The organism is Mesorhizobium sp. P2_B11, assembly GCF_056404855.1.
In genome coordinates this window covers 814,510-841,014 of the sequence record NZ_JBFUDF010000001.1, presented here as the reverse complement: position 1 = coordinate 841,014, position 26,505 = coordinate 814,510, and the positions used below count along the sequence as shown (strand labels likewise).

At 62.8% G+C, this 26,505-nt stretch carries 24 protein-coding genes; 10 read left to right on the top strand and 14 right to left on the bottom strand.

Features of this window, described 5'->3' with window-relative positions; genetic code table 11:
* Window positions 1–65: 65 nt before the first annotated feature.
* From ehuB to ehuR, 3 genes are all read right to left on the bottom strand, one after another.
* On the bottom strand, window positions 66–917 hold the full coding sequence (ehuB, locus tag AC1DYJ_RS03820; RefSeq protein WP_477280076.1) for an ectoine/hydroxyectoine ABC transporter substrate-binding protein EhuB: 852 nt from the start codon (window positions 915–917) through the stop codon (window positions 66–68).
* A gap of 66 nt (window positions 918–983) precedes the next feature.
* On the bottom strand, window positions 984–1,769 hold the full coding sequence (gene ehuA, locus AC1DYJ_RS03815) for an ectoine/hydroxyectoine ABC transporter ATP-binding protein EhuA (protein ID WP_210285109.1): 786 nt from the start codon (window positions 1,767–1,769) through the stop codon (window positions 984–986).
* A 124-nt stretch (window positions 1,770–1,893) separates the two neighbouring features.
* Window positions 1,894–3,279 (bottom strand): MocR-like ectoine utilization transcription factor EhuR, encoded by a 1,386-nt coding sequence (gene ehuR, locus AC1DYJ_RS03810; RefSeq protein WP_477280075.1) that lies wholly within the window; start codon window positions 3,277–3,279, stop codon window positions 1,894–1,896.
* A gap of 82 nt (window positions 3,280–3,361) precedes the next feature.
* On the opposite strand from ehuR, the gene AC1DYJ_RS03805 reads away from it, so the two are divergent.
* The 3 genes from AC1DYJ_RS03805 to AC1DYJ_RS03795 all read left to right on the top strand — a co-directional run bounded on the left by AC1DYJ_RS03805 (window position 3,362) and on the right by AC1DYJ_RS03795 (window position 6,633).
* On the top strand, window positions 3,362–3,853 hold the full coding sequence (locus AC1DYJ_RS03805) for an Lrp/AsnC family transcriptional regulator (RefSeq protein WP_477280074.1): 492 nt from the start codon (window positions 3,362–3,364) through the stop codon (window positions 3,851–3,853).
* Window positions 3,854–3,982: 129 nt separating this feature from the next.
* Window positions 3,983–5,476: an NAD-dependent succinate-semialdehyde dehydrogenase gene (locus AC1DYJ_RS03800; RefSeq protein WP_477280073.1), complete on the top strand. Its 1,494-nt coding sequence runs from the start codon at window positions 3,983–3,985 to the stop codon at window positions 5,474–5,476.
* Between the two features lie 56 nt (window positions 5,477–5,532).
* On the top strand, window positions 5,533–6,633 hold the full coding sequence (locus tag AC1DYJ_RS03795; RefSeq protein ID WP_477280072.1) for an alcohol dehydrogenase family protein: 1,101 nt from the start codon (window positions 5,533–5,535) through the stop codon (window positions 6,631–6,633).
* A gap of 321 nt (window positions 6,634–6,954) precedes the next feature.
* Here AC1DYJ_RS03795 and guaA read toward each other — a convergent pair whose 3' ends face one another.
* A complete protein-coding gene (gene guaA / locus AC1DYJ_RS03790) occupies window positions 6,955–8,532 on the bottom strand; it encodes a glutamine-hydrolyzing GMP synthase (RefSeq protein ID WP_477280071.1) in 1,578 nt (525 codons plus the stop codon).
* A 55-nt stretch (window positions 8,533–8,587) separates the two neighbouring features.
* Window positions 8,588–9,070, bottom strand: a complete 483-nt coding sequence (locus AC1DYJ_RS03785) for a MarR family winged helix-turn-helix transcriptional regulator (RefSeq protein WP_477280070.1) — start codon at window positions 9,068–9,070, stop codon at window positions 8,588–8,590.
* An 84-nt stretch (window positions 9,071–9,154) separates the two neighbouring features.
* Between AC1DYJ_RS03785 and AC1DYJ_RS03780 the strand changes: the two genes are divergently transcribed.
* On the top strand, window positions 9,155–9,472 hold the full coding sequence (locus AC1DYJ_RS03780) for a hypothetical protein (RefSeq protein WP_477280069.1): 318 nt from the start codon (window positions 9,155–9,157) through the stop codon (window positions 9,470–9,472).
* A 9-nt stretch (window positions 9,473–9,481) separates the two neighbouring features.
* On the opposite strand, the gene AC1DYJ_RS03775 is transcribed toward AC1DYJ_RS03780, so the two are convergent.
* The 4 genes from AC1DYJ_RS03775 to AC1DYJ_RS03760 form a co-directional block, all read right to left on the bottom strand.
* Complete coding sequence (locus AC1DYJ_RS03775; RefSeq protein WP_477280068.1) at window positions 9,482–10,117, bottom strand: 5'-methylthioadenosine/S-adenosylhomocysteine nucleosidase; 636 nt, start codon at window positions 10,115–10,117, stop codon at window positions 9,482–9,484.
* Window positions 10,117–10,575, bottom strand: a complete 459-nt coding sequence (locus tag AC1DYJ_RS03770) for a PaaI family thioesterase (RefSeq protein WP_023686843.1) — start codon at window positions 10,573–10,575, stop codon at window positions 10,117–10,119. Before AC1DYJ_RS03770 ends, AC1DYJ_RS03775 begins: the two co-directional genes overlap by 1 nt.
* 191 nt (window positions 10,576–10,766) lie before the next feature.
* Window positions 10,767–11,246, bottom strand: a complete 480-nt coding sequence (locus tag AC1DYJ_RS03765) for a TspO/MBR family protein (RefSeq protein WP_477280067.1) — start codon at window positions 11,244–11,246, stop codon at window positions 10,767–10,769.
* 49 nt (window positions 11,247–11,295) lie between these two features.
* Entirely contained in the window at window positions 11,296–12,585 is a 1,290-nt protein-coding gene (locus tag AC1DYJ_RS03760) for an RsmB/NOP family class I SAM-dependent RNA methyltransferase (RefSeq protein ID WP_477280066.1), read from the bottom strand.
* Between the two features lie 317 nt (window positions 12,586–12,902).
* Between AC1DYJ_RS03760 and AC1DYJ_RS03755 the strand changes: the two genes are divergently transcribed.
* Window positions 12,903–13,580, top strand: coding sequence for an MIP family channel protein (locus tag AC1DYJ_RS03755; RefSeq protein WP_477280065.1), 678 nt, complete (start codon window positions 12,903–12,905; stop codon window positions 13,578–13,580).
* A gap of 70 nt (window positions 13,581–13,650) precedes the next feature.
* Here AC1DYJ_RS03755 and katG read toward each other — a convergent pair whose 3' ends face one another.
* Window positions 13,651–15,846: a catalase/peroxidase HPI gene (gene katG, locus AC1DYJ_RS03750; RefSeq protein WP_477280064.1), complete on the bottom strand. Its 2,196-nt coding sequence runs from the start codon at window positions 15,844–15,846 to the stop codon at window positions 13,651–13,653.
* Window positions 15,847–15,985: 139 nt separating this feature from the next.
* On the opposite strand from katG, the gene AC1DYJ_RS03745 reads away from it, so the two are divergent.
* Window positions 15,986–16,894: a hydrogen peroxide-inducible genes activator gene (locus AC1DYJ_RS03745; RefSeq protein WP_477280063.1), complete on the top strand. Its 909-nt coding sequence runs from the start codon at window positions 15,986–15,988 to the stop codon at window positions 16,892–16,894.
* A 29-nt stretch (window positions 16,895–16,923) separates the two neighbouring features.
* On the opposite strand, the gene AC1DYJ_RS03740 is transcribed toward AC1DYJ_RS03745, so the two are convergent.
* Window positions 16,924–17,910: a glycosyltransferase family 2 protein gene (locus tag AC1DYJ_RS03740; protein ID WP_477280062.1), complete on the bottom strand. Its 987-nt coding sequence runs from the start codon at window positions 17,908–17,910 to the stop codon at window positions 16,924–16,926.
* 81 nt (window positions 17,911–17,991) lie between these two features.
* Here AC1DYJ_RS03740 and AC1DYJ_RS03735 point away from each other — a divergent pair, with 81 nt between their 5' ends.
* Window positions 17,992–19,356 (top strand): NDP-hexose 2,3-dehydratase family protein, encoded by a 1,365-nt coding sequence (locus AC1DYJ_RS03735; protein WP_477425952.1) that lies wholly within the window; start codon window positions 17,992–17,994, stop codon window positions 19,354–19,356.
* A gap of 162 nt (window positions 19,357–19,518) precedes the next feature.
* Here AC1DYJ_RS03735 and AC1DYJ_RS03730 read toward each other — a convergent pair whose 3' ends face one another.
* The 3 genes from AC1DYJ_RS03730 to AC1DYJ_RS03720 all read right to left on the bottom strand — a co-directional run bounded on the left by AC1DYJ_RS03730 (window position 19,519) and on the right by AC1DYJ_RS03720 (window position 21,465).
* Entirely contained in the window at window positions 19,519–19,782 is a 264-nt protein-coding gene (locus tag AC1DYJ_RS03730) for a hypothetical protein (protein WP_477280060.1), read from the bottom strand.
* 153 nt (window positions 19,783–19,935) lie between these two features.
* Entirely contained in the window at window positions 19,936–21,093 is a 1,158-nt protein-coding gene (locus AC1DYJ_RS03725) for a calcium:cation antiporter (protein ID WP_477280059.1), read from the bottom strand.
* A gap of 150 nt (window positions 21,094–21,243) precedes the next feature.
* Window positions 21,244–21,465: a cysteine rich repeat-containing protein gene (locus AC1DYJ_RS03720; protein WP_477280058.1), complete on the bottom strand. Its 222-nt coding sequence runs from the start codon at window positions 21,463–21,465 to the stop codon at window positions 21,244–21,246.
* A gap of 81 nt (window positions 21,466–21,546) precedes the next feature.
* Between AC1DYJ_RS03720 and AC1DYJ_RS03715 the strand changes: the two genes are divergently transcribed.
* The 3 genes from AC1DYJ_RS03715 to AC1DYJ_RS03705 all read left to right on the top strand — a co-directional run bounded on the left by AC1DYJ_RS03715 (window position 21,547) and on the right by AC1DYJ_RS03705 (window position 26,431).
* Window positions 21,547–22,716: an efflux RND transporter periplasmic adaptor subunit gene (locus AC1DYJ_RS03715; RefSeq protein WP_477425950.1), complete on the top strand. Its 1,170-nt coding sequence runs from the start codon at window positions 21,547–21,549 to the stop codon at window positions 22,714–22,716.
* Window positions 22,713–25,862, top strand: coding sequence for an efflux RND transporter permease subunit (locus AC1DYJ_RS03710; RefSeq protein ID WP_477280056.1), 3,150 nt, complete (start codon window positions 22,713–22,715; stop codon window positions 25,860–25,862). The genes AC1DYJ_RS03715 and AC1DYJ_RS03710 overlap by 4 nt, the downstream gene beginning before the upstream one ends.
* Window positions 25,863–25,948: 86 nt before the next feature.
* On the top strand, window positions 25,949–26,431 hold the full coding sequence (locus AC1DYJ_RS03705) for a DUF992 domain-containing protein (protein ID WP_477280055.1): 483 nt from the start codon (window positions 25,949–25,951) through the stop codon (window positions 26,429–26,431).
* The last annotated feature ends 74 nt before the right edge of the window (window positions 26,432–26,505 follow it).

Below are 26,505 nucleotides of genomic sequence, written 5' to 3'. Positions count from 1 at the left end.
TGCCCCTCATCCGTCACTTCGTGACACCTTCTCCCCGTGAACGGGGAGAAGGAAACAGCAGCGCGTTACTTCGCAGCGCAGAGCTTGTCGCGGGTCGTCGACATCGCTGCTGCCGCCGAGAAGCCGTAGGGTTCGATGATCTTGGCGAACTTACCGGATTTCTTCAACTTCGCGAGTTCCACGTCGAAGGCGTCACGCAACGCTTCATCGCCCTTCTTGAAGGCGGCACCGTCGCAATAGACAGGCGCGCCCTGCACCGGCGCAATGACTTCGAGGTTCGGATCGTTGGCCTTCTTGACGAGGTCGTTGATCGACAAAACGGGAAGCGAATAGGCGTCGATACGGCCGTCCTGCAGCATCTTCAGGCCGCTCTGGCCGTCCGGTACGACGATGACGCGCTCGCGCGGCACGCCGGCGTTGAGCGCCAGCTTCTCTTCGGTGCCGCCGCCCGGCGCGCCGATCGTGGCTGACGTGTCCTTGGCAACGTCCTCGTAGCTCTTGAAGCCCTTCGGGTTGCCCTTCTTCACCAGCATCGCCTCGGCATCGCACAGCACCGGTTCGGAATAGACAACCGCCGCGCAGCGCTCGGGTTTCATGAACAGGCCGGCGGTGACGACGTCGAAGCGGCCGGCCTGCAGGCCGGGGATCATCGCGCCATACTCCGAAATCGAGGCGACGATGTCGCCAACGCCGAGACGCTTGAAGACCTCGCGGGCCACGTCGGGCGCCGCGCCCGAGACCTTGCCATCGGCGGCGACCGCCGTGTAGGGCGGCTCGTTGGCGATAGCGACGCGGGCAAACCCCTGCGCCTTCAATTGCTCAAGCTTGCCGTCATCGGCCGAACCGATGCTTGACGCGGCCAGAACCGCTGTCAATGCGAGACCGGCGACGCCGGCCAGAGTGCCAAGTTTCTTCATTGTTCCCAACTCCTTGTTTTCTTGTCTTGGTTTTTGTCTGGGGCGATCTTCCGCCCCGCAAAGCGGTCAGACACGATGTCCGGCCGCGATGATCTTCTTCAGGAAGCCTTGCGTGCGCTCCTGCTTGGGATGGCGGAAAATCTCGTCGGGCTTGCCTTCCTCGACGATCCTGCCGCGGTCGAAAAACAGCACACGGTCAGCGAAATCGTGGGCAAAGCCCATCTCATGGGTGACGAGCAGCATGGTCATGTCGGTCTCGGCGGCAAGCTTGCGCATGACGTTGAGCACCTCTTCGACCAGCTCCGGATCGAGCGCCGAGGTCACCTCGTCGAAGAGCATGATCTTCGGCGACAGGGCCAACGCCCGCGCAATCGCCACCCGCTGCTTCTGGCCGCCGGACAATTGCGCCGGCATCGACTTCGCCTTGTCGGCCATGCCGACCATGTCGAGCAGTTCCATCGCCCGCTTTTCGGCTGCGGCGCGCGGCGTTCCCTTGGTCAGCATCGGCGCCAGGGTGACATTGTCCATGACGCATTTGTGCGGAAACAGATTGAACAGCTGGAAGACCATGCCGATCTTCTGGCGCATCTTGGTCAAATGCCGCTCGTCGGCGGGCAGCAGCTGGCCATTGCGCTCCATGTGGTAGAGCTGCTCGCCATCGATCTGGATATGGCCGCCATCGATCTTTTCCAGCGTCATCAGGATGCGCAGGATCGTCGTCTTGCCCGAGCCGGACGGGCCGATCAGCGCCAGCTTCTCGCCGGGCATGACCTGCATCGACAGGCCGTCGAGCACCTTGAACGAGCCGAAACTCTTCGAAATCGCATCGACCTTGATGATGGGTGTGGACAAATGAATTTCCCCTGTTGGAGAAGCCTGTGCCCTTAACGATGGGGAAGGCGCCAAATCATGTCAATTGAGAAAATAATCTCATGACAATATTTCCGACGCCGCATGATTTCAGGGCAATTTCCGCTCAGATTGCGAGCAGCAGATGCTCCGGATCGCCAAGCAGCAGCTTGGTCACAACGCCGAGGCCGGCACGCAGTTCCCCTTCGGTGGTCGAGCCCAAAGAGATGCGCACCGCCGGATGCCAGGGTGCATCGGAGATGCGAAAGGAGGTGCCGGGCGCGATCGCGACACCCTGCAAGCGGGCCTGGGCGACGAAGCTGTCCTCGGCGCGGTTGGCCGGCAATTGCAGCCAGACATGCAGCCCGTCGCGCCGGGCGCGGTAGTCGACCCCGGCCAGCACTTCGGCCGCGATATCCTGGCGCCGCCGCAACGCCGTGCGCTGCCAGCGCACGAGCTCCATCGCCGTGCCGTCGGCCACCCATTTGGTGGCGATCTCTGCGACCAGCGGCGTCGCCATCCAGTTGGACACCAGATGCCGGTTGGCAACGGCCGCGACATAGCGGTCGGGCGCGGCGAGATACCCGATGCGCAGGCCGGGCACGGTGATCTTGGTGAAGGACGTCACGTAGAGCGTGCGCTCCGGCGCGAAGGCCGCAACCGGCGGCGGCCGATCCTCAACCAGAGGACCGAGCACATCGTTCTCGATAATGGCGATGTCGTGCTTGCGCGCCACCGCCGCGATCTCTTCACGCCGCCGCGCATCCATCAGCGTCGCCGTCGGGTTGATCACCGAAGGCTGGACGAAGACCGCGCGGATATCCGAGAGCCGGCAGGCCTCGTCCAAAGCATCCGGTATCAGCCCGTTGCCGTCGATCGGCAGGCCTTCCAGGTTGAAACCGAGATAGCGTGCCAGCGGCACCAGCGTGTGATGGCCGATGGCTTCGGTGGCGACGGTCGAGCCCGGCGGCGCAACGCTCATCAGCGCCACCGTCATCCCGGCGGTGGCGCCGTTGGTGAGACTGACATTCTGTGCGGAGACATCCAGCCCGCACAGCTTCAGCCAATCCACCGCCACCGCGCGGTGGCGCGGGAACACCATGTTGGGCCGGAACGACAGCGCCGAACTTGACGGCAGGTTTTCCGCCAGCCAGCCCAGCGCCTGCTTCAGCCGCTCCAGATGCATCGGCTCGCAGACCGGCTTCAGGATTGAGAGATCAATGACCTCGCCGAGGCGCTCCGGCAGATAGGGCGGCTCGGGCTCGCGGCGCTGCGTCTGCACAAAACTGCCGCGGCCGATCTCGCCCGAAATCAGGCCGCGCCGGATCAGTTCCTCATAGGCGCGGCTGACCGTCTGCACCGATAGTTTCAGGTCGTCAGCCAATCGGCGATGCGTCGGCAGCCGCGTGCCATTGGCCAGCCGCCCGTCATGGATGGCGCGCGCGAACTGGTCGGCCAGCGATTGATAGGCCGGCCGGCGAAGGAGCGCGGGATCGGGTTGCCACAATGTCATGACTTATTAGGATCGAAATCAGTGCAATTGACAATCGAAATAATGCGCCGTCATGCTGGCGCCGACGAAAATTGAGCCATGGATGTCATCAATCAAACTCGACCCGATCGACCTCAAAATCCTCGACGCCATCCAGCGTGACGGACGCATCACCAAGCTGGCGCTGGCCGACAAGGTCGGCCTGTCGCCGACGCCGTGCTGGATGCGTCTGCGCAAGCTGGAGAAAGCCGGCATCGTCTCGGGCTATCACGCCAGAATCGCCATGCGCGTCGTGGCGCCGGTCGCCACCGTGTTGATGGAGGTGACGCTGGCCAGCCACCGACAGGCCGATTTCGACCGCTTCGAACGCGCCATCCGCGACATTCCCGAGATCGTCGCCTGCTGGTCTGTCGGTGGCGGCGTCGACTATGTCGTGAAGGTGATGGCGCGCAACATCGACGCCTATCAGCAGCTCGTCGACGGCTTGCTCGCGCGCGAAATCGGCATCGATCGCTACTTCACCTATATCGTCACCAAGACGGTGAAGGAGGAGCTCGTCCTTCCCATCGCCGACCTGCTGCCGGCATCGTCCTAGCCCGGAGAGATCGTCTGCCTAGGCGGCACAAGAGAGAGACTCTCTCTGCAACCGGGCACGCCAACAGTCTCTCTGTCTGCTGGTGACCGATAGTCTTCCCGTACTGTCCGAAACGGGAGGCCCTCGACCATGTCCGCGCATTTCGCCCGCTCCCATCGCCATGAGGCGCTCGAGCGCCTTGCCGACCGCCGGCTGCTTCGCGAACTCGCCTATATCGATGGCCACTGGACGGCAAGCGATGCCGCCAAAAGCTTCGAAGTGACCGATCCGGCCACCGGCACCACCGTCGCCTTCGTCGCCGCGCTCGATGCCCGGCAGACGACCAAGGCGATCGATGCCGCCGCGCGCGCCTTCCCGGCCTGGCGATCACTGCTGCCGCAGGAGCGGTCCAAAATCTTACGAAAATGGTTCGAGCTGATCGTTGCGGCCAAGGATGATCTGGCCCTGCTGATGACACTGGAGCAAGGCAAGCCGCTGCAGGAATCGCTTGGCGAGATCGACTACGCCGCTTCCTTCGTCGAGTGGTACGCCGAGGAAGCCAAACGCCTCAATGCGGAGAGCGTCACAAGCCATCTGCCGAATGCGGAAATGATGGTGCGGCGCGAGCCGATCGGCGTCGTCGGCGTCGTCACGCCGTGGAATTTTCCATCGGCCATGCTGACCCGCAAGGCGGCGGCTGCCCTTGCCGCCGGCTGCACCATCGTCGCGCATCCGTCCTCGGATACGCCGCTGTCGGCGCTAGCATTGGCCGAGCTTGGCGAGCGTGCCGGCCTGCCAGCCGGCGTCCTCAACGTCATCACCGGCAAAGCCGCGACGATTGTCGGCCGCATGTGCGAGGATGCGCGCGTCCGCGCCATGAGTTTTACCGGCTCGACGGAGGTCGGCAGGCTGATCGCCGCGCAAAGTGCTGCGACGATGAAGCGGCTGGTGATGGAGCTTGGCGGCCATGCGCCGCTGATCGTGTTTGCGGATGCGGATCTCGACAAAGCGGTGAACATCGCCATCGACGCCAAGTTCGCCACGTCGGGCCAGGATTGCCTCGCCGCCAACCGCATCTATGTCCATCGCCCGATCTACGATCGCTTCTGCGCCGCCTTTGCCAGGCGCGTCGAGATGTTGCGAACCGGTAATGGGCTTGCCGACAAGTCTGACATCGGGCCGCTGATGCATGAGCGCGCCGTCACCAAGGTCGAGGAGCAGGTCGCCGATGCCATCGCCCGTGGCGCGCGCTGCCTGACCGGCGGCAAACGACATCCGGCCGGGCCGCTGTTCTACCAGCCGACGCTGCTGGTCGATGTTTCCGACGAGGCGCTGATCATGCGCGAAGAGACCTTTGGCCCGGTCGCCGCTGTGACGCCCTTCGACAGCGAGGATGAGGTGATCGCCCGCGCCAATGCCACCGAATATGGCCTCGTCGCCTATGTCGTGACCGAGAACGGCCCGCGCCAGCAACGCATGGGCCGCGCCCTCGACTACGGCATGGTCGCCATCAACCGCGTCAAGATCACCGGGGCACCGATCCCGTTTGGCGGCGTCAAGCAATCCGGCATTGGCCGCGAAGGCTCGCGCCACGGGCTCGAAGCCTTCACCGATCTCAAGTATCTCTGCCTGGACGTCGCATAGGGTCCAGGTCAACGGATGCATGAGAAGCGTATTTGCCAATCTTTTGAGATCCATCCATGAACGCCACAACAAGAACCATCCCGGCCACCATGTCCGCAGTGCTGCTCACCGGGCATGGCGGTCCGGAAAAACTCGTCTACCGCACCGATGTGAAAGTGCCTGTGCCCACTCCGGGTGAGGTGCTGGTCAAGGTCAGCGCTTGCGGCATGAACAACACCGATGTGTGGGTTCGCCAGGGCGCCTATGGGACCGAGGAGGATGCCGCCGCGGTGTCGACCTGGCGGCGCCAGGGCAACACGCTTGTTTTCCCGCGCATCCAGGGCACCGACACGGTCGGCACCATTGCTGCTGTCGGCGAAGGCGTTTCGCCGGATCGCATTGGCGAACGGGTGATGGTCGATTTCTCCATCTACAACCGCGACGACGATTCACTGGCCGACATTGACTATATGGGCCACGGCCGTGACGGCGGTTATGCGGAGTACCAAGCGGTGCCGGCAGAAAACGCCCATGTCGTCGACACCGAGATGAGCGACGTAGACCTCGCCACCTTCTGCTGCGCCTATCTCACCGGCGAGCAGATGCTGGAGCGTGCCGGGCTGAAAGCCGGCGAGCGCGTGCTGGTCACCGGTGCCTCGGGCGGCGTTGGCTCAGGCATCGTGCAGCTGGCACGGGCGCGCGGTGCCATCCCCTATGCAGTCGTCGGCAAGGGCAAGGAGCAGGCGGTACGCGACATCGGCGCCGAGGCCGTCATCACCCGTGGCGTCGCCGACTTGCCCGCCGCGGTTAATGAGGCGACAGGCGGCCAGCCGATAGACGTAGTCGCCGATCTGGTGGGCGGCGCGATCTTCAACGACCTGTTGCGCATTCTCCGACCCGAAGGCCGCTACACCACCGCAGGCGCCATCGCCGGCCCGGTCGTGCAGCTCGATCTCCGGACCATGTACCTGAAACAGTTGCAGCTGCGCGGCTCTAGCCAGGGCACGCGGGCGGACTTCCGGCGCATCGTGCGTTACATCGAGGAAAAGAGGATCCGGCCCCTGATCGGCGGCGTCTACAGGCTCTCCGATTTCCACAAAGCGCAGGCCGACTTCATTGCCAAGGATTTTGTCGGGAAGCTGGTGGTGGTCCCGGACGTTGCTTGGGAGGAAAGCTGAGATCTTCGAGCGTCCAAGCGGTGGGCACCGATGTCGGCTCTGGCGAACAAGAATGGGACGTTTCGATCATCGCGCCGCGTATCCGCGCTAGCGGCGAACTGTGATGTCGAGCTGGGTACAAAGCAAACCCGCCTAATTATACGCTATTCTACGCTAGAACCCTCTCGCCCTCTGAGGTCGCTTTACATAGGCCGAGACTTGGATGCAGATTAGATTTGCCAATTCTGAGAAGGAGATCAATGCCACGTGGAGTGGGTCGGGAAACAGGTGAACGGCAGCGCAAATCGCCGCGGAAACTACGCTATAGCCGCCGAATACCCCTCACTCCCACTCGATCGTGCCCGGCGGCTTGGACGTCACGTCGTAGACCACCCGGTTGATGCCACGGACCTCGTTGATGATGCGGGTGGCGGCGGCGCCGAGGAAGGCCATGTCGTAGTGGTAGAAATCCGCCGTCATGCCGTCGACTGAGGTGACGGCGCGCAGCGCGCAGACGAATTCATAGGTGCGGCCGTCGCCCATGACGCCAACGGTCTGCACCGGCAGCAGCACGGCGAAGGCCTGCCAGATGGCGTCGTAGAGCCCGGCCTTGCGGATCTCGTCGAGATAGATGGCGTCGGCTTCGCGCAGGATCTCCAGCTTTTCGCGGGTGATGCCGCCGGGGCAGCGGATGGCGAGGCCAGGGCCTGGGAAAGGATGGCGGCCGATGAAGCTCTCGGGCAGGCCGAGCTCCTTGCCGAGCGCCCTCACCTCATCCTTGAACAGTTCGCGCAGCGGCTCGACCAGCTGCATGTTCATGCGCGCCGGCAGGCCGCCGACATTGTGGTGCGACTTGATGGTCACCGACGGGCCGCCGGTGAAGGAGACGCTTTCGATGACGTCGGGATAGAGCGTGCCCTGCGCCAGGAAATCGGCGCCGCCGAGCTTTTTCGCCTCTTCCTCGAACACTTCGATGAACAGCCGGCCGATGGTCTTGCGCTTCTTCTCCGGGTCGGACTCGCCTTCCAGTGCGGAGATGAATTTTTCCGAGGCATCGACCAGGATCAGCGGCAGATTGTAGTGCTGGCGGAACATCGCCACCACACCCGCGGCCTCATCCTTGCGCATCAGGCCATGGTCGACGAGGATGCAGGTCAGCTGGTCGCCGACCGCCTCGTGGATCAACAGCGCCGCGACCGAGGAGTCGACGCCGCCCGACAGTGCGCAGATCACCTTGCCCTTGCCGACCTGCTTGCGGATTGCCTCGACCGCGTGCTCGCGGTAGGCGCGCATCGTCCAGTCGCCTTCGATGCCGGCAATGTTGTGGACGAAGTTGCGGAGCAGCCTGGCGCCGTCGGGCGTATGCACCACTTCGGGGTGGAACATGATGCCGTACATCTTGCGCGCGACGTTGCCGAAGATGGCGAAGGGCGAACCTTCCGACTTGCCGAAGACCTCAAAACCCTTGGGCAGCGATATGACGCGGTCGCCATGGCTCATCCACACCTGGTGGCGCTGGCCTGGCGCCCACAGGCCTTCGAACAGCGGACTGTCCTTCTCGATCTCGACGAAGGCGCGGCCGAATTCGCGATGGTCGGAGCTTTCGGCGACGCCGCCCATCTGCACGCACATGGCCATCTGGCCGTAGCAGATGCCGAGCACTGGCACGCCGGCATCGAAGACGATCTGCGGCGCGCGCGGGCTGCCTATGTCCGATGTCGAGGCGGGACCGCCCGACAGGATCACGGCTTTGGGATTGATGCGCTTGAAGGCAGCTTCGGCCGATTGGAACGGCACGATCTCGGAAAACACGCCGGCCTCGCGGATGCGGCGGGCGATGAGCTGCGTAAACTGGCTGCCGAAATCGATGATCAGAACGGTGTCGGCCAGGACGGTATCGGAGTGATTGGCTGTCGTCATGGCGAGCCTTTAGAGAAAGAAATGAGTCGACGCAATGGGTTGCGAGGCCGCACCGCTACGGAACTTCGGCGTCTTTGTCACCGGCATTCGAGGAGTCTGCATCGAGGGCTCGCAAGGCATCCATCAGCGCCGCGAAGCGCTGCTGGCCGATGCGCCCGACATAGCGCCGTTCGATCTCAAGCTTGATGCGGTCACCGTCGCGCAAGGCGTCCAGGCCCTTGCTTGTGTAGCCGACAAGCTTGCCGCGCCCGTCGCGCGGATCAGGCAGGCGCTGTACCACGCCTTCCGCCTCCAGCCCGTCGAGCAATTGCTGGACCGCCTGCTTGGAAATCGCCGAGCGATCGATCAGCGCAGCCTGGCGAACGCCGTCGCGAGAGATATGCCCGAGCAGCCCAGCGCGCGCTTCGGTGAACCAGCCATGGCCGGCGGCGCGCATCGCAGCGGCGAATTCGGCCTGCCAGGCGCGGCTCGCCTGCCACAGGCGCCAACCGACGTGATCGGGCAGCGCTTTGGTTTTTTCGTCAAGCTCCTTGACCATTCCTCTGGCGCTCCATATAGTCAAGATACTTGACGATCTTCACCGCGTCGACCGTTTTCGAACTCAAACCTGGGACCTCGGACAATGACAATTCTAAACAAGGACACGCTGGCCATTATCATGATCGGCACCACGCATGTCATCGACATGGGCGGCAAGAGCGCATTCATCCACTACGAAACCGTCGACCGCGCGCATATGCTTTTGCCGGACGGCAGCCGCTTCCATGGACAATGGGACCTGCTGGAAGACGGCTACAAGGTCGAATGGGCGAATGGCCCGGCCGGCGCCTGGAAACTCGAGCACACGCCGGGAGCCATCGACTATGTCGATGCCACCGGCACTGTGCGCGGGCGCATCTCGCGCATCGATTTCGGCGATCCTGCCAGCCTGGCGGCCTGATCGGTACAGTCAGGCGCCAAGCAAACCGTCACCGATCGCCTGATCGAGCAGCCCGACCGCATCCGCCAGCTTCTCGTCGATGACATGCAGATATTCGGTCCAGTCACCGACATGCCGCAGGTCAGCCGCGCCGTCGGAAATGCCGCGCAGGCCAATCAACGGGATATCGAACAGCTGGCAGGCACGCAGGCAGGCGAAGGTCTCCATGTCGACCATGTCGGCGCCAATTGCATTGTAGGCATCGCCGCTGATGATGGCGCCGCCGGTCGACAGCGACGCTTGCCTGATACCCGGAATCTTTAATGGCAGCGGCACGGTCACCGGCAGGTCGAGAAACGGCGTCGCGCCCTTCTCGAAGCCGAGCGGCGAGGCGTCGATATCGCGATAGCTGACCGAGATCGCCTGGTAGATTTCGGTCTGTTCCAGCGTGCGGCTGCCGGCGGAGCCGAGCGAGACGACGAGATCGGGCAGCGTCTTTTCAGACTTCAGCCGGGACAGTTCGGCGCCGAGCCGCACACCTGCCTCGACCGGGCCGACACCCGTCATCAGCGGCGTGAACAGTTTTTGCAGATGCGGACCGTATTCTGCCTGCGCCGCCATGACGAAGAGCACATCCTTGCCGCCAATGCGCGTAACTTTGACCATCAGCCAGCGATCCCATCACGGCCCACCACCGTCATCATCGTCCCCGTCATCGTCGCAATGAGCTTGGCCTCGCCGTCGGCGGCAAAGGCATAGGCCTGACCGTCGGCAACGATGATGGTGCGGCCGGGCTTGGTCACCGAGCCCCGGAAGAGGAAGCGCTCGCCCCTGCCCGGCGCCAGCAGATTGACCTTGAACTCGATGGTCAGCACGCCGGAATTTTCCGGCATCAATGAAAAGGCGGCATAGCCGCAGGCCGAGTCCAATGCCGTCGAAATCACGCCGGCATGGAGGAAACCATGTTGCTGGGTGAGAGCCGCCGAATAGGGCATTTCGATCTCGATGATGCCTGGCGTCACCAGCGTCAGTTCGGCGCCGATCGTCGCCATGGCCTGCTGGCGCGCGAAGGACGCCCTGACGCGATCCTCATAGTCGGGAGCCGGTACGATCTTTGCTGCCATGGCCATCGCCCTGATTTTTCTGCGAAAAGCTTATCGCAGACGCCGCAAGATCAGGCAAATGCTTTTGCTGCACTGCAACAAAAGCGACTTAAGCGCGTCGCGCTGATACGGGAATCATGCGACGCGCTTAAGTCTTTTGTTTTGATGCATGTCGTTCTCTCAAAACCAGGACCACTTTTGAGCGACATGCATTAGTTCAGCAGGAGAAGCGACGCGTTGAGCAAGGTGGCGAAGGCGACCCATGCCGCGTAAGGGACAAACAACCAACCGGAAGCCCGGTCGCGGTTCCAGACTTTGGCGATGAACAGAACAATGGTGGCGAGAAGAGCCAGTATCACCAAAAGCGCCGGCCCCATCAGTTTGGCACCGAAGAAGGTCGGCGACCAACAAAAGTTCAGCACAAGCTGGACGACCCAGATCTTCATCGCCGCGCCCGCCGGTTCCCGCAGCCAGGTCCTCCAGCCGGCCACGGCGATCAGGACATAGAGAATTGTCCACGCCGGTGCGAAGACCCAATTGGGCGGGTTGAAGGGCGGCTTGATGAGAGATGCATACCAGGCGCCCGGCAGCGTCGCGTAGCCGATCAGCAGGCCGCCGCCGAGCACCAGAAGGAGGAAAAGCAGAAACGACAGATATCTTTGCAAGAATTCTACCCCGTGATGGCGGCCCAACGCCGCGCATCTGCAACTGGGGCGCTATGTCAGCCTGTCAACGGCAGCGTCAATTCGCCCGGCGCAGCGCGCAGAAGTAGAACCCGTCGGTGCCACTGAGCGCCGGCGACAGCGAGATGTCGCTTGTCTTGCCGATCCGCGCGGCCGCCGCGTGGCCGGGAAAATGGACGTCCCAGAGTGTGCGATGGTCGACCGGAACAAAACCTTTGTGCCGCTCGCGGAAGCCGGAGATCTGTTCGCCATTCTCCTCGTCGAACACCGAACAGGTGATGTAGACCAAAAGGCCGCCGGGTTTGACGTAGGCCTTGGCGGCATCGAGGATCGCCGACTGCTCGCCCTTGCGGGCGTCGAGCTGTCTCTGGGTCAGCCGCCACTTGGCATCGGGACGGCGCCGCCAGGTGCCGCTGCCGGTGCAGGGCGCATCGACCAGCACAATGTCCATATGGCCCGCGAGGGGGCTAAGTTCGGCCGGCTTGGTGACCACCTGGACGTTGCGGTTTTCCGACCGGCGGATGCGGTCGAAGATCGGCGCCAGCCGCGCCTTTTCGGCGTCGTGGGCGAAAACCTGGCCTTTGTTGGCCATCGCCGCCGACAGCGCCAGCGTCTTGCCGCCGGCGCCGGCGCAGAAGTCGAGCACCTGCATGCCAGATTGCGCCCCGGCGAGTGCGGCGACGATCTGCGAGCCCTCGTCCTGGACCTCGTACCAGCCTTTCTGGAAGGCTGGCTCGGCCTGCACGTTCGGATGCCGGCCATCGCCGTCGATCGGCGGAATGCGAATGCCTTGCAGCGCGATAGCAGCCGGTTTGGCGCCGGTGTCGGCGAGTTCCGCCAACACTTTGGCGCGATCGGCCTGAAGCGTGTTGACCCTGATGTCGAGCGGCGGGCGGGTGGCGAGCGCTGCGCCTTCCGCGACCCAGTCCGCGCCAAAGGCTCGTTCGAAGAGCGGTTCACACCAGTCGGGTACGTCCGCCCGCACGGCCTCCGGCGCGTCATCAGGGCGGCGTTCGGCCAGCGCCTGCAACTCGGCGGCGCTGAGCAGCGGCGGCGCGAACTTGTCGCCGTCGAGCGCCTGGTTGAGCGATTGCGCCGTCTGGCCCCATTCGATGAGCAGCGCACCGAAGCCGATGGCGCGCGGCGTGTCTTCACCGAGCAGCCAGCCGGCGGAACGCTTGTGGCGCAGCGCGTCGTAGACGATGTTGCCGATCGCCGCGCGGTCGCCGCCGCCGGCGAAGCGATGCGACAGGCCCCAATCCTTCAGCGCATCGGCCACCGGCCGGTGACGCCGGCCAATGTCTTCCAGCACTTCGATGGCTGCCGCCAGCCGTCCGCCCAGTCGCATTCGTTATTCCATCCAAAGAAGCTTCCCGGCTGCTCTTAGAGCCTTTCACGTCGAGATTGAACCCCACTTGAATTTCGCGGCGACAAGGCCCTTGTGATCGCGGTCGGCGAATTTCCCCGGCTGGCAAATGTCCGCCCGCCGGCGACAACAAATTCCCAAATAGATGCAGGGTCTCTAATGTTGGAAAACTGGCTGCCGCAAGCATGGCCTGTGGCGCAACTGCTCTGCTTTCCAAGCTTTTGCGTTGAGAATACTCTCTGCTCCATGATTCGCGGCGCAGAAAACGCGAACCCGCGGATCGATACGAGGAGAGGGCAATGAAAACGTATCTTGCGGAAGTTCTAGGGACATTTCTGTTGGTGTTCATCGGCACGGCGTCGGTGGCGACGGGCGGCTTTCTGGCCGACCTGCCGCTTGGCCAGGAAGCCATCGGCCTGGCGTTCGGCATCGGCCTGATTGCGGCGGCCTATGCGGTCGGACCGATTTCCGGCGCGCATCTCAACCCGGCGGTCACGCTCGGCGTCTTCGTCGCCGGCCGTCTGCCGGCCAAGGATGTCATCCCTTACTGGATCGCACAGGTCATCGGCGCCATCCTGGCCTCGCTGGCGCTGTGGATCATTGTCTCCGGCCAGACCGGCGGACACACAACCGGCTTCGGCGCCAATGGCTGGGACGTGGCGAAATGGGGGATGAGCTCGGCCTTCCTGTGGGAGCTGATCGGAACCTTCACCTTCGTCACCGTCATCCTCGGCGTCACCGCTGAAAAACACTCGACGGCGTTTGCCGGCCTGGTCATCGGCCTGACGCTCGCGGGGCTGCACTTCGCCATGATCCCGGTGACCGGCACCTCGGTCAATCCGGCGCGTTCGATCGGCCCGGCGCTGTTTACCGGTGGCGCAGCGCTCAGCCAGCTCTGGCTGTTCATCGTCGCCCCGCTGCTCGGCGGCGCGATTGCCGGCATTGTCGCAAAGGCCCGCATCTTCGAAAAGGACTGATTTTCGAAGCCTGCAAAAACAAAAAGGCGCGGGCCTCGGCCCGCGCCTTTTTGCTTGGGAGGTAATGCGATCAGCGAGCGATGTCGAAGCGATCGGCGTTCATCACCTTGGTCCACGCCTTGACGAAATCGCCGACGAATTTCGGCCCGGCGTCCGCCGACCCGTAGACCTCGGCCAGCGCGCGCAACTGCGCGTGCGAACCGAAGATCAGGTCAGCGCGGGTGGCCGTCCATTTGACCGCCTTGGTCTTGCGGTCGCGCGCTTCGTAGACCTCGTGCGAGCCCGGCTCAGAGGCCGGATCCCAGACTGTCGCCATCGAGAGCAGATTGACGAAGAAGTCATTCGTCAGCGTGCCCGGCCTGTCGGTGAGCACGCCATGCTTCGAGCCGCCGGCGTTGGCGCCGAGCACGCGAAGGCCGGCAACCAGCACCGACATCTCCGGCGCCGTCAGGTTGAGCAGTTGCGCGCGGTCGATCAGCAACGCTTCGACCGACATCGGCAGCTTGCCGCCGACATAATTGCGGAAGCCATCCACCTTCGGCTCAAGCGCGGCGAAGGAATGAACGTCGGTCTGCGCCTGCGAGGCGTCGGTGCGGCCCGGCGTGAACGGAACCTTCACCGCGTTGCCGCCATCCGTCGCCGCCTTCTCGACCGCGGCGACACCGCCGAGCACGATGAGGTCGGCCAGCGAGACCTTCTTGCCGCCTACGCTGAACTCCTTCTGGATGGCCTCGAGCTTCGCCAGCACCTTGGCGAGTTCCGCCGGCTGGTTGACCTCCCAGTCCTTCTGCGGCGCCAAACGAATGCGCGCGCCATTGGCGCCGCCGCGCTTGTCGGAGTTGCGGAAGGTCGAGGCCGAGGCCCAGGCAGTCGAAACCAGCTGGGAAACGGTGAGGCCCGAAGCCAGGATCTTGGCCTTCAGGGAAGCGATATCCTGGTCGCTGACCAGTTCATGGTCGACGGCCGGCACCGGATCTTGCCAGATCAGCTCTTCCTTCGGCACCAACGGGCCGAGGTAGCGAACAACCGGACCCATGTCGCGGTGGGTGAGCTTGTACCAGGCGCGAGCGAAGGCATCGGCGAACTGCTCGGGATGCTCATGGAAACGCCGCGAGATCTTCTCATAGGCCGGGTCGGCACGAAGCGCGAGGTCGGTGGTGAGCATGGCCGGCGCATGACGCTTGCCCGGATTGTGGGCGTCGGGCACCGTAACAGCGCCAGAACCGCCTTTCGGCGTCCACTGATGGGCGCCGGCGGGGCTCTTGGTCAGCTCCCATTCGAAGTTGAACAGATTGTCGAAGAAGTTGTTGCTCCACTTGGTCGGCGTCGTCGTCCAGGTGACTTCGAGGCCCGAAGTGATCGCATCGCCGGCAATGCCTGACGCATGCTTGCTCGACCAGCCGAGGCCTTGCGCCTCGATGCCGGCGCCTTCCGGCTCGGCGCCGACAAGGGCTGCATCACCGGCGCCATGGGTCTTGCCGAAGGTATGGCCGCCGGCGATCAGCGCCACCGTCTCTTCGTCGTTCATCGCCATGCGCCCGAAGGTCTCGCGGATATCGCGCGCCGAGGCCAGCGGATCGGGCTTGCCGTTCGGGCCTTCGGGGTTGACGTAGATCAGGCCCATCTGCACGGCACCGAGATGGCCATGCAGTTCACGGTCACCGGAATAGCGCTTGTCGTCGAGCCACTTGGTTTCCGAACCCCAGTTGACGTCCTGCTCGGGCTCCCAGACATCGACGCGGCCGCCGGCAAAACCAAAAGTCTTGAAGCCCATCGATTCCAGCGCGACGTTGCCGGTGAGGATCAACAGGTCGGCCCAGGAAATCTTGCGGCCGTATTTCTGCTTGATCGGCCACAGAAGCCGGCGGGCCTTGTCGAGATTGGCGTTGTCCGGCCAGCTGTTCAGCGGCGCGAAACGCTGCTGGCCCGCACCTGCGCCACCGCGGCCGTCGCCGATGCGATAGGTGCCGGCGCTGTGCCAGGCCATGCGAATGAACAGCGGGCCGTAATGGCCGAAATCGGCCGGCCACCAATCCTGCGAATCGGTCATCACCTTGTGCAGGTCCTTGATCACCGCGTCGAGGTCGAGGGTCTTGAACTCCTCGGCATAGTCAAAGGCTTCGCCCATCGGGTCCGAAAGGTTCGACTGCTGGTGGAGGACGCTGATGTCGAGCTGGTTCGGCCACCAGTCACGGTTGGTCCTGCCGGAGGTTCCATGCGCGACCGGGCATTTGCCGGCGCTGTTGTCGTCGGTGTTCGCGTCCATCTTAGCCTCCGAAGTGCTGATTTTCTGGTTGGTTTTCCGGGCCGGCCGGGAGCCGCGCCACTCTGGAACAATTCCAGACTAGGCCGTCTCTTCGATAAAAACAAATTGCCTTTCCTGTTTGTTGCGATAGGTTTTCCTTATGATTGGTCTCACCGTCCGGCAGATGCAATATTTCGAGGCTTTGGCGCAAACGCTGCATTTCGGCCGCGCTGCAAAGCTCGCCGGCGTCAGCCAGCCGGCGCTGTCCGCACAGATCGCGGAGATGGAACAAAGGCTGAGCTGCCGGCTGTTCGAACGCGGCGGCAAGACGGTGCGGATGACTGAGGAAGCGCAGTCGCTGCTGCCACGCATCGAGCGCATCCTGCGCGATATCAGCGAGGTCGAAACGACGGCGCGGCGCGGCCGCCCGGCCATGGAAGGGCGCTTCCGGCTGGGCATCATCCCGACGGTGGCGCCGTATCTTTTGCCGCATGTGCTGCCGGAGCTGAAGCGGCATTTTCCGGCTTTGCAGCTCGAACTGCGCGAAGCGGTGACGTCATCGCTGGTCGAGGACACGGCGACGGGACGGCTCGACGCTTTCATCGCCGCGCTGCCACTCGACCAGCCAGGCCTGGTCACCGAGGCGCTGTTCGCCGACCGCTTCTTCCTTGCCGTGCCGTCAGGCGATCCCGCCTTCGCGTCGCCGCCGGTGCCGCCGGAAAGCCCGGCGCTGGAGCGGCTGATGCTTTTGGAGGAAGGCCACTGCCTGCGCGAACAGGCGCTTGCGCTGTGCGGCAGCGTGCGGCCGGTGGCGATGGCAAGCTACGGCGCCACCAGCCTGACGACGCTGTTGCAGATGGTGGCGCATGGGCTGGGCGTCACGCTGATCCCGGAAATGGCGGCAAGGCCGGCCAGCGCCATGCCGGACCTGAAGATCGTGCCATTCCAGGAGCCGATGCCGCAACGCACGATCTGCCTGGCCTGGCGCCGCAACAAGGTGCGGCATGATGAGTGCGTGGAACTGGCCAAGATCATTCGCGGGCTGGATCAGGCGGTGCTGGCGGCGTAAATGCCAAATCATCCCGTCACGTAGCGCAGCTATTGCCTGGCCCTCTCAACTTCGTCGGCGACATGCAACGCATAACCCTCCGCTGGTGGCAGCGGACGCGATGTCCTGCGGATCGAAGTCACCAGAAAACCTTTGCCGGCCGTTTTCCCTGCAAGGCGGCTGCGCAACGCCGTTGGATCGATACCCGTCAGACGGTAGAGCGCGGCAGAAATACGGGCCGGTTTGCGCCGATCGGGTTGGGGTTCATTGGCCGCGGCCATCGCGATTTGGCGCTGCTCATCCGCATCCTTGCCGGATAAAAGGGCCTCCAACACCTGATGCTGGGGGCTTGCGACCGCATAAGTGCCGCCTGGAGAGCCTCTCCCACTATAGGTCACGATCTTCAACACTGTCGGTGTATCTTCGAATGCGAAACGTGCGCCGGCACGCCAGGCTCGCATCACGAAATCCTGCAGTGGCGGACGATGGACCGTCAACGGGTGAGCCCACAGACCTATTCGCTCGACAATGCCACGGTCGAAAATCCAGGCGCTGGCGGGCTCAAACAAATAGTGGTTGCGATCGCAAACGTCGTAGTCGACCCGGTCAGCGCCGGACATTCGCGTAAAGAGCGGCACCGGCGAATCCATCGCCTCGCTGGAGCTATCTTCGGCAAAAAGGGCTGCGCCAACGAAAAAATCAGAGCCCGCGCTGAGTTTCGCCCTTGCCCGCGCTATGTGATCCGGCAGCAATATGTCGTCATGGTTGAGGTAGGCAAGGAGCGGTGTCCCGGCGAGAAGGCCCCCTACCGAGTTAGGCCCGGATTGATGACCAAAACGCTTTTGCAGGTTGAGATACGAGAAACGCAGATCGGCCATCGAGCGCACCACGGCTTCGGTCTCCGGCGCGCAATTGTCGCCGACGACGAGCACCCGCCAGCCCTGATCTGTCTGGCGTTGGACTGAGCGCATGGCGATCGCCAACGTGTCGGGGCGATTATACGTCGCCACGACGAACGTTATCTCACCGTCGCGCATCGCTCGATCCTGGCCAAGTACCATTCTTGTTCCTGTATCTCTCAGTGTGGTAACCAGCCCGCCCAGGGATTGAGAAAACAGATGCAGGACAGGCTGGATTCGGTTGAGCAGATTCTCGACTGGCGATCAAAGCAGCTATCCCTGAGTGCTTTTCACTATGAACGCATCCCGCTTTCCCAGTGCCGCGCATGGCGCTTGGCGGACGGGCGCATCGAGCATTCCACCAGGCGATTTTTCAGCGTTGTCGGCATAAAGGCCGCATCTGCCTCCCCCGCCGTCAACACCCAAAGTCAACCTATCATCGACCAGCCCGAGGTGGGAACGCTTGCTTTCCTGTTACGGCAGATGGATGGGCAATACGACGTCTTGGTTCAGGCCAAGACAGAGCCTGGAAATGTCGGCGCGGCGCAACTGGCGCCAACCGTCCAGGCGACGCTCAGCAATCACAACAGGCTCCATGGTGGAGCGCCGACGCGCTATCTCGAGTATTTTGACAGCGCGACCGACACGACCAGCGATCAGCTGCAGTCCGAGCAAGGGACGCGTTTTCTGGCAAAATACAACCGCAATGCGACGCGCGAAATCGCCGGCTCCGGTCCTGCGCCGGCCGGCGAGGCTTGGCGATGGTGCGGCATGGAGTCATTGCTTGCGTTGCTCCACCATGACTACGTCATCAATACAGACGCACGCTCGGTGTTGGTCGCCAGTCCATGGGAATCGCTTGGCCCGGACCGGTCGCCGTTTTCATTCGCGCGCGGTGCTGGCAATTTCGGTGCGGATCTCTTCACATCGCATGAGGCGCAAGACGACAAGGCCGTGCATAATTTCGACGACCTGCTGGACAGGCTATCTGCCGCCCGCGCGTCCGCATCGATTGTTCTCCGCCCTGTCCCCATCGACAGCATATCCGGCTGGATTTTCGAGGACAGCGAGATCGCTGACGAAGGTCGTAGCCGGTTTCGTGTCGGATATCATCGCATCCAGGCACTCGATCGCGAGGTGCCACGATGGGATCAGCCGCTGCTGTCGGACTTCCATGCCGTGGATGTGGTGATGGTGTGCCAGCGGCGCGGCGGTGTGCTGCACTTCCTGTTGYGGCATGCCGCGGAGATCGGTTTTCGTGAAGGCGTTCAATTCGGCCCGACCCTGCAGTTGACCGCCACGGAGCATTTGCGCGACCCTTTTCAGCGGCCGCTCGTGGAACTCATCGAAGAGGGCATCGTACACGCTGACGTCTGGGCATCGGACGAAGGCGGCCGTTTCGACCACAACCGTGTGCGCTACCGCGTCGTCGAGCTACCTGACGGGTTGGAATGCCGCGATGGCCCGGCGGCCTCGTGGGCGACGCTGTCGCAGATACGCAAGCTTCTGAAGATTTCCGGCGCGTTGACCAATGAAGCGCGCAGCGTCCTGTCGCTGCTGCTGCCGTATTTGTGGAAAGCTTGAGTCACGCTGTCTTGCGCGCGGCAACAACATCGTAGGGCGGGGCCTAGCTTCTCGTCCGTGCTCATTCCGGAAATGGCTGCGAAGCCGGCCAGCGCCATGCCAGATCTCAAGATCGTGCCACAGGGCCGTAACAGGCTTTATGCCTAAGACCATACTGTCTCACTATTTGATGTAGACGAGCACGTACCTGTTTTTGTAGGGCTGGTAGTATTTCGTGCCGCAACTCCAGACCACGATCCCACCGCTATAGGTGGTTTTCACGCAGCCCTTTGGAAGTGTCGTAATGTAGATGGTGGTCTTCTGGATGACGACCGTCTTTGCTTCCGCTGATGCGATGAAACCGAATCCAGAGGCGCCTGCCATCGACGAAATCGCGAGCAAAGCTCCAATGGCAAAAGTACGCGCAAACAAACCACGTCTGACCATAGGTTTCCCCTCTCCTCAACCTGCAGCCTCTCTAATGTAGCATCAGCGAGCGAAAGCCTCAACAGATCGATTGATTCGGTTCCATTGAGGCGCGGCCAGATCGTCGATGCAGCCCCGGTATAGCCGGACCCTTAGTCAGGGCCGGCAACAGTTTCACGGCACAAAGATCAGAAACACATACGTAAAAAACACCACGATATGGACCATGCCGGTCAGGAACGTCGTTCTTTCGGTACTGAAGCTTACGGCGCATGTGAAAAGCGCGAGGACCAAGAGGACGGCGTCAGCCGCCGGCAGCCCCAGGGTCAATCCCCTCCCCGTCAACAGGCTGGCGGCTGCTACTCCCGGAATTGTCAGGCCGATCGTGGCGCAGGCCGAACCCATTGCGACATTCAAGCCGCGCTGCAACTCGTTGTTGAGTGAAGCGCGAATGGCCGAAATGGCCTCCGGCATCAACACCAGCCCTGCGATCATTGCTCCGACAATGCTGTCGGCCTGGGTCACCTGGTAGGCAACGAGCGTATCTTCAACGCTTGCGGCGACCTGCTCGGCAAGCATGACAATTCCGATCAGCCCGGCAACCAGCAGCGCAGCGCTGATAAAGATGTTCTCGCCGGCGGCCGTTCGCACCGAACTGTGGTGTTCTTGTCCCTCGACAAAGTCTTCCCGGTGCCGGACGGTCTGCGCGAACACGAAGCTTGCATAAAGCAGCACTGAAAGGGCACTGACGAAACCAAGCTGGGCCGCCGAAAACGTACCGGGACCCGTGGTCTGGGTGTAGGTCGGCAGAATAAGCGTCATGACGGTCAGCGCGCTCAGAACCGCCAGATAGGCACTGGTTCCTTGCCGGACGATTGCCTGCTTGCGATGGCGCCAGCCGCCAAGCGCGAGGCATATGCCGACGACGCCGGTGGAGGTGATCATCACCGTTGAGAAAACGGACTCGCGCGCGAGCGTCGGATTGTTCTCTCCGTGCAACATCATCGAAACGATGATCGACACTTCGATCGCCGTCACTGCAAAAGTCAGCACCAACGTTCCATAGGGCTCGCCCACGCGCCGGGCGACCGCCTCGGCATGCTCGAGCACCACAAAAATGGTGGTGAACATGATCGCGCTCGACAGCGCACCAACGACGATCCTGAGGTTCAGCGACCCTTCGTCGACCGAAAGGCCGCTGGCCCTCACCGCGAGAGCCATTGCCAAGGCACCCAAAGGCATCAGCCAAGACACCACCGATCGCCCGAAACCGCCCGATGCGGCCTTGGATGTTGCAACCTTGGGCATTTGCGTAGGCCTGTCTTCAAGCATCCAGCCAACATTCCACGAGATCAGCGGGCCTTGCCGGCCAGCGTTCGCTGATCCCGCTCAGTCGTCGAATAGGCCGAGCCCTAGAGCACTCTATCCCAATTCCGGAGGCAAAAATCACCGCGCACTTTTGCTGGAATTGCCTTGGTGGCCCTATTGGGGCGTATTCGCCTTGACGACCTGCTGGCATTGCGGCGTCAGGTCACTCAGATGTTCGTTCAGGCACGCGATGATGCGGCCTCCGCCCTGCTCCACCCCTTTGCAGAATTTCTCGTAGTCAGACTTGCAGGCTTCGCGCTCGGCCGCAGTCTGCGCAAATGCGACATTGGCCGTCACCTGAGTTGCCAGAAAAAGCACGCTTAACGCAATCCGCATGACAAACTCCCCAAAAAAAGCTAGCTTCACCCCAATTTCACAGCAATACGATATATATACCGAAGTATTCAGAGGGGCAAAATGGTTTTCTCAAGGAGGAGAGCCGCGCCGACGGCTGGTTCATTCGCACTCGCAGCAATTTTATTGTGCGCCTGCAGCAAGGAAAACAGTTACGCGCCGCCCCCGCCACCCAAGATAGATGTAGCGCTTCCGGTCAAGCAGACTGTAACACCCTATCTTGAGGCTACAGGCAGCGCCGCGGCGGTCAACACGACACCTCTGGTTGCGCGTGTCTCCGGCTTCATCCAGGAAATCGACTATAAGGACGGAGATGAGGTCAAGGCTGGTACCCGGCTGTTCCTGATCGAACAGGATACCTACCAATTGGCCCTCGAACAGGCCCAGGCCGGGCAGGGTTCGGCCGACGCCTCCGCCAAGCAGTCCGGAGCCGACCTCAAGCGGCAGCAGGAGCTGCTATCCCAGAAGGTCATCTCGCAATCGACCCTCGATCAGTCCGCAGCCGCGGCGGATGTCGACGCCGCCAAGCAGAAGCAGAGCGCCGTCGACGTCGAGCAGGCCCAGCTCAATTTGAGCTACACCGAGGTCAAGGCGCCGTTTGCCGGCATCGTCGGCGCCCGCCAGGTGTCAATCGGGCAACTGGTTGGCGCCGGCAGCGCGACGACGCTGGCGACCATCGTTCAGCTCGCGCCAATCTATGTCAACTTCAACATCTCGGAGCAGGACGTGCTGCGCATTCGCGCCGCCATGGCCAAACGGGGCCTGACCGGCCAGGACCTCAAGAAGGTACCCGCCGAAGTCGGCCTGCAGAACGAGACAGGCTATCCGCACAAGGGAATGCTGGACTACGCCTCCCCTGAGGTTACGGCCACCACCGGCACGCTCGCGGTGCGCGCCGTGCTGCCCAACGACGATCGGGCATTGCTTCCGGGTTACTTCGTGCGCGTGCGCGTGCCGCTGGGCGAAGAACCGGACATGCTGCTGGTTCCCGACAGAGCGATCGGAAGCGACCAGAGGGGTCGCTACCTGCTCGTTGCAGGAAAGGACGACGTCGTCGAGGAGCGTCCGGTCGAGATCGGCCAGCTTGTCGGTGCCTTGCGCGTGATCCGCAAGGGGATCACCGCCGAAGACCGCGTCCTGGTCTCCGGCTTGCTGACGGCCGTGCCCGGCCAGAAGATCGAGCCGCAGGTGAAAACGCTGGAAGCGGCTGCGGCCGACGGCGCTGCCCAATGATCTCCAAATTCTTCATCGAGCGGCCGGTCCTGGCCAATGCAATCGCGATCCTCATGGTCGTCATCGGCCTGGTCTCGCTCTTCGGCCTGCCGGTGGCGCAATATCCCGACGTGGTGCCGCCGACCGTTTCGGTGACCACCCGCTATCCTGGCGCCAGCGCGCGCTCGGTGATCGACACGGTGGCGCTGCCGATCGAGCAGCAGGTCAACGGCGTCGAGGGCATGCTCTACATGCAGTCCTTCTCCGCGTCGGATGGCAGCTACAATCTGACCGTCACTTTCCAGATCGGCACGGACCTCGACCAGGCGCAGGTGCGTGTCCAGAACCGGGTGTCCACTGCGCTCGCATCGCTGCCGCAGGCAGTGCAGGTGCAGGGCGTCAACGTCCAAAAGAAATCGACCTCCATCCTCGAGATCGTCACGCTGACGTCGCCGGACAAACAATACGACAGCCTTTATCTCGCCAACTACGCAACCATCCGGCTGAAGGACGAGCTCTCCCGGATACCAGGTGTCGGCAACGTGAACGTGTTCGGCGCCGGGCAGTATTCGATGCGCGTCTGGCTCGACCCGCAGAAGATGCAGGTGCGCGGCCTTACCACCCAGGACGTCGTCCAGGCTCTGCAGCAGCAAAGCGAGCAGGTCACCGCGGGCCAGGTTGGCGCGCCACCGGCGCCCGACGGACAGTCCTTCCAATATACGATCGAAGTGTCGAGCCGCCTTGACGACCCCGATCAGTTCGGCGCGGTGATCGTCAAGACCGGCGCCAACGGCGACCTGACCCGCGTGCGCGACGTCGGCCGGGTCGAGCTCGGCGCCCAGACCTACGGGCAATTCTTCAATCTCGACGGCCAGCAGGCGGCTGGCCTGGCCATCTTCCTGTCGCCGGGCGCCAACGCGCTCAACGTGGCCGGCAAAGTCGAGGCCAGGATGAAGGAACTGTCTGGCGAGTTCCCGCAAGGCCTCGTCTACTCGATCCCGTTCAACACCACGATCTTCGTCAGCCAGGCGATCGACGAAGTCTACAAGACGCTGCTTGAGGCCGCGGTGCTGGTGCTGATCGTCATCCTGCTTTTCCTGCAGGACTGGCGGGCGATGCTGGTGCCGGCAACGACCGTGCCGGTGACCATCATCGGAGCCTTCGCGGCGATGCTCGCGCTCGGCTTTACCGTCAACCTGTCGACGCTCTTCGCCATCGTGCTTGCCATCGGTATCGTCGTCGATGACGCCATCGTTGTGGTCGAGGGGGCCGCGCACAACATGGAGCGCGGCATGTCCGGCCACGATGCGGCGGTCACGGCCATGAATGCGCTGTTCGGACCGATCATCGGCATCACGCTTGTGCTGATGGCAGTGTTCCTGCCTGCCGCCTTCCTGCCCGGCCTTACCGGGCAGATGTATGCACAATTCGCCCTGGTGATTGCGGCAACGGCCTTGATCAGCGCCGTCAACGCGGCAACGCTGAAGCCCACGCAGTGCGCGACATGGCTGAGGCAGCCGGTGCCGCTGGACAAGCGAAACGCCTTCTTCCGTGGCTTCAATGCCGTCTATCAGCGCGCGGAAAACGGCTACGCCCGCCTGATCGGATCCATGGTGCGCCACAGCACGGTGATGGGCATAATCGCGTTGCTTATCATTGGCGCGGCGGGCTACGGCATGTCGCGCGTGGCCACCGGGTTCATTCCGATCGAGGACCAAGGCTATCTGCTCGCTTCGGTGCAACTGCCTGACGGCGCGTCCCTCGGCCGTACGCAGGAGACGCTGCAGCAGATTTCGAAGATCGCCAAGGCAACGCCGGGCGTAGACCAGGTGGTGACGATCGCCGGCTTGTCGGCCCTCGACAACAACTCGACGTTAGCAAATGCCGGCGTTGCCTACATCATCCTCAAGGACTGGAGCGTGCGGGGCAAGGGTGAGGATCTCGCCTCGCTTTATGCGACGCTGAACAAGAACCTGTCAGACATGGCGGACGGCAATGTCCTGGTGCTGCCACCGCCGCCGATCCAGGGCATCGGCAACGCCGCCGGCTTCACCATGCAGGTCGAGTTGCGTGACGGCAGTTTCGACCTTGCGAAGTTGCAGGGCGCGACCAACGCGCTGACCAGGGCAGCAGCGACGCAGTCCGGCATCCAGCGCGTATCGGCAACGTTCCGATCCAACGTCCCGCAATACAAGGTCGAGTTCGACCGCGAAAAGGTACAGATGCTCGGGCTGACCACTGACCAGGTGTTCCAGACGCTCGCCGGCTATCTAGGCTCCACCTATGTCAGCCAATTCAACAAGTTCGGGCGGGTCTTCCAGATCTATGTGCAGGGCGATTCTCAGTTCCGACTGTCTCCCGAGGACATCGGCCGCCTGACGGTGCGCAACCAGAACGGCGATATGATCCCGCTTGGCACGGTGCTGACGGTCACGCCAAGCGTCGGCCCCTCGCTGATCAGCCTCTATAACCTCTATCCCTCCGCATCAGTCCTTGGCGTGCAGGCGCAGGGTTTCTCATCAGGTGATGCGATCAAGCTGATGGAAGCGGCCGCGGCCGACACGCTGCCGCCCGGGACCGGCTACGACTGGACTGCGCTCTCCTTCCAGGAAAAGCTCGTCGGCAGCCAGATCTACCTGGTGTTCGGTATGGCACTGCTGCTGGTCTATCTGGTGCTGGCGGGCCAGTACGGGAGCTGGCTGGCGCCGATCTCGATCTTGCTCGCCGCGCCGCTTTCGCTGGTCGGCCCGGTGTTGGTCCTCACCGGGCTCGGTATCGATAACAACCTCTATGTCCAGATCGGCCTGATCCTGCTGATTGCGCTGTCGGCCAAGAACGCCATTCTGATCGTCGAGGTCGCGCGCGAATTGCGCGCCGCCGGCAGACCGATCGTCGAGGCGGCGATCGAGGCCGCGCGCGCCCGCTTCCGCCCCATCTTGATGACGTCCTTCGCCTTCATCCTCGGCGTCGCGCCGCTGGTGCTGGCGACAGGCGCCGGAGCCAGTGCGCGCAAATCGATCGGCATCACGGTCTTCTCCGGCATGATCGCCTCCACCTGCCTTGCTGTTCTCTTCGTGCCTGCCTTCTTCGTGATCTTGCAGCGGTTTGAGGAATGGCGCGCCGAGCGCAAAGGGAAGCGGCAGGTCACGTCCACGCTTCCCGGCTAGGCACGGCACGAGAGCCGCGTCCAACGACTACCAAGGAGATTTGCCTGCTATCGGACGCATCGCAACTTAGCCAAGGAAAATCTGACATGCTTTTCCACTCCCTCATCCGTCTCTTCGCTCTTGCGGGCGCTTCATTTCTGCTTGTCCCGACGGCGCCAGCCTGGGCGGTGAACGCTCAGGTCGGTATCCTGAAATGCGACACCTCGACCGGCATCGGCGAAATCATCACGCGCAAACAGACAATGACCTGCGTCTTCACCAGGAGTGACGGCACGAAGGAAAATTACACCGGCTCCATCAAGGAATTCGGCATTGAGCTTGGCGAGGTCAAGGAGGGCCATCTCATATGGGCCGTCGTGAGCGGTTCGGCTGCAAAGGACAATGGCCTGCTAACCGGAAAATATGATGGCGTCGATGCGGAAGCGGCCGCGGGCCTTGGACTTGGCGCCGATGTCCTGCTTGGTGGAACCGAGAAAGCCTTTGCACTTCAACCGCTCGCAGTCGAGGGCGAAACTGGCATCAACATCGCGGCGGGGGTCGAGCAGGTCGAACTCACTGCCGCAAACTAGAACGTTTCACCGTTTCACGGAAACGGCGACCCGCTCTATCTCTTTGTTTTTTCGCAATTCCCGGACGGAAAACC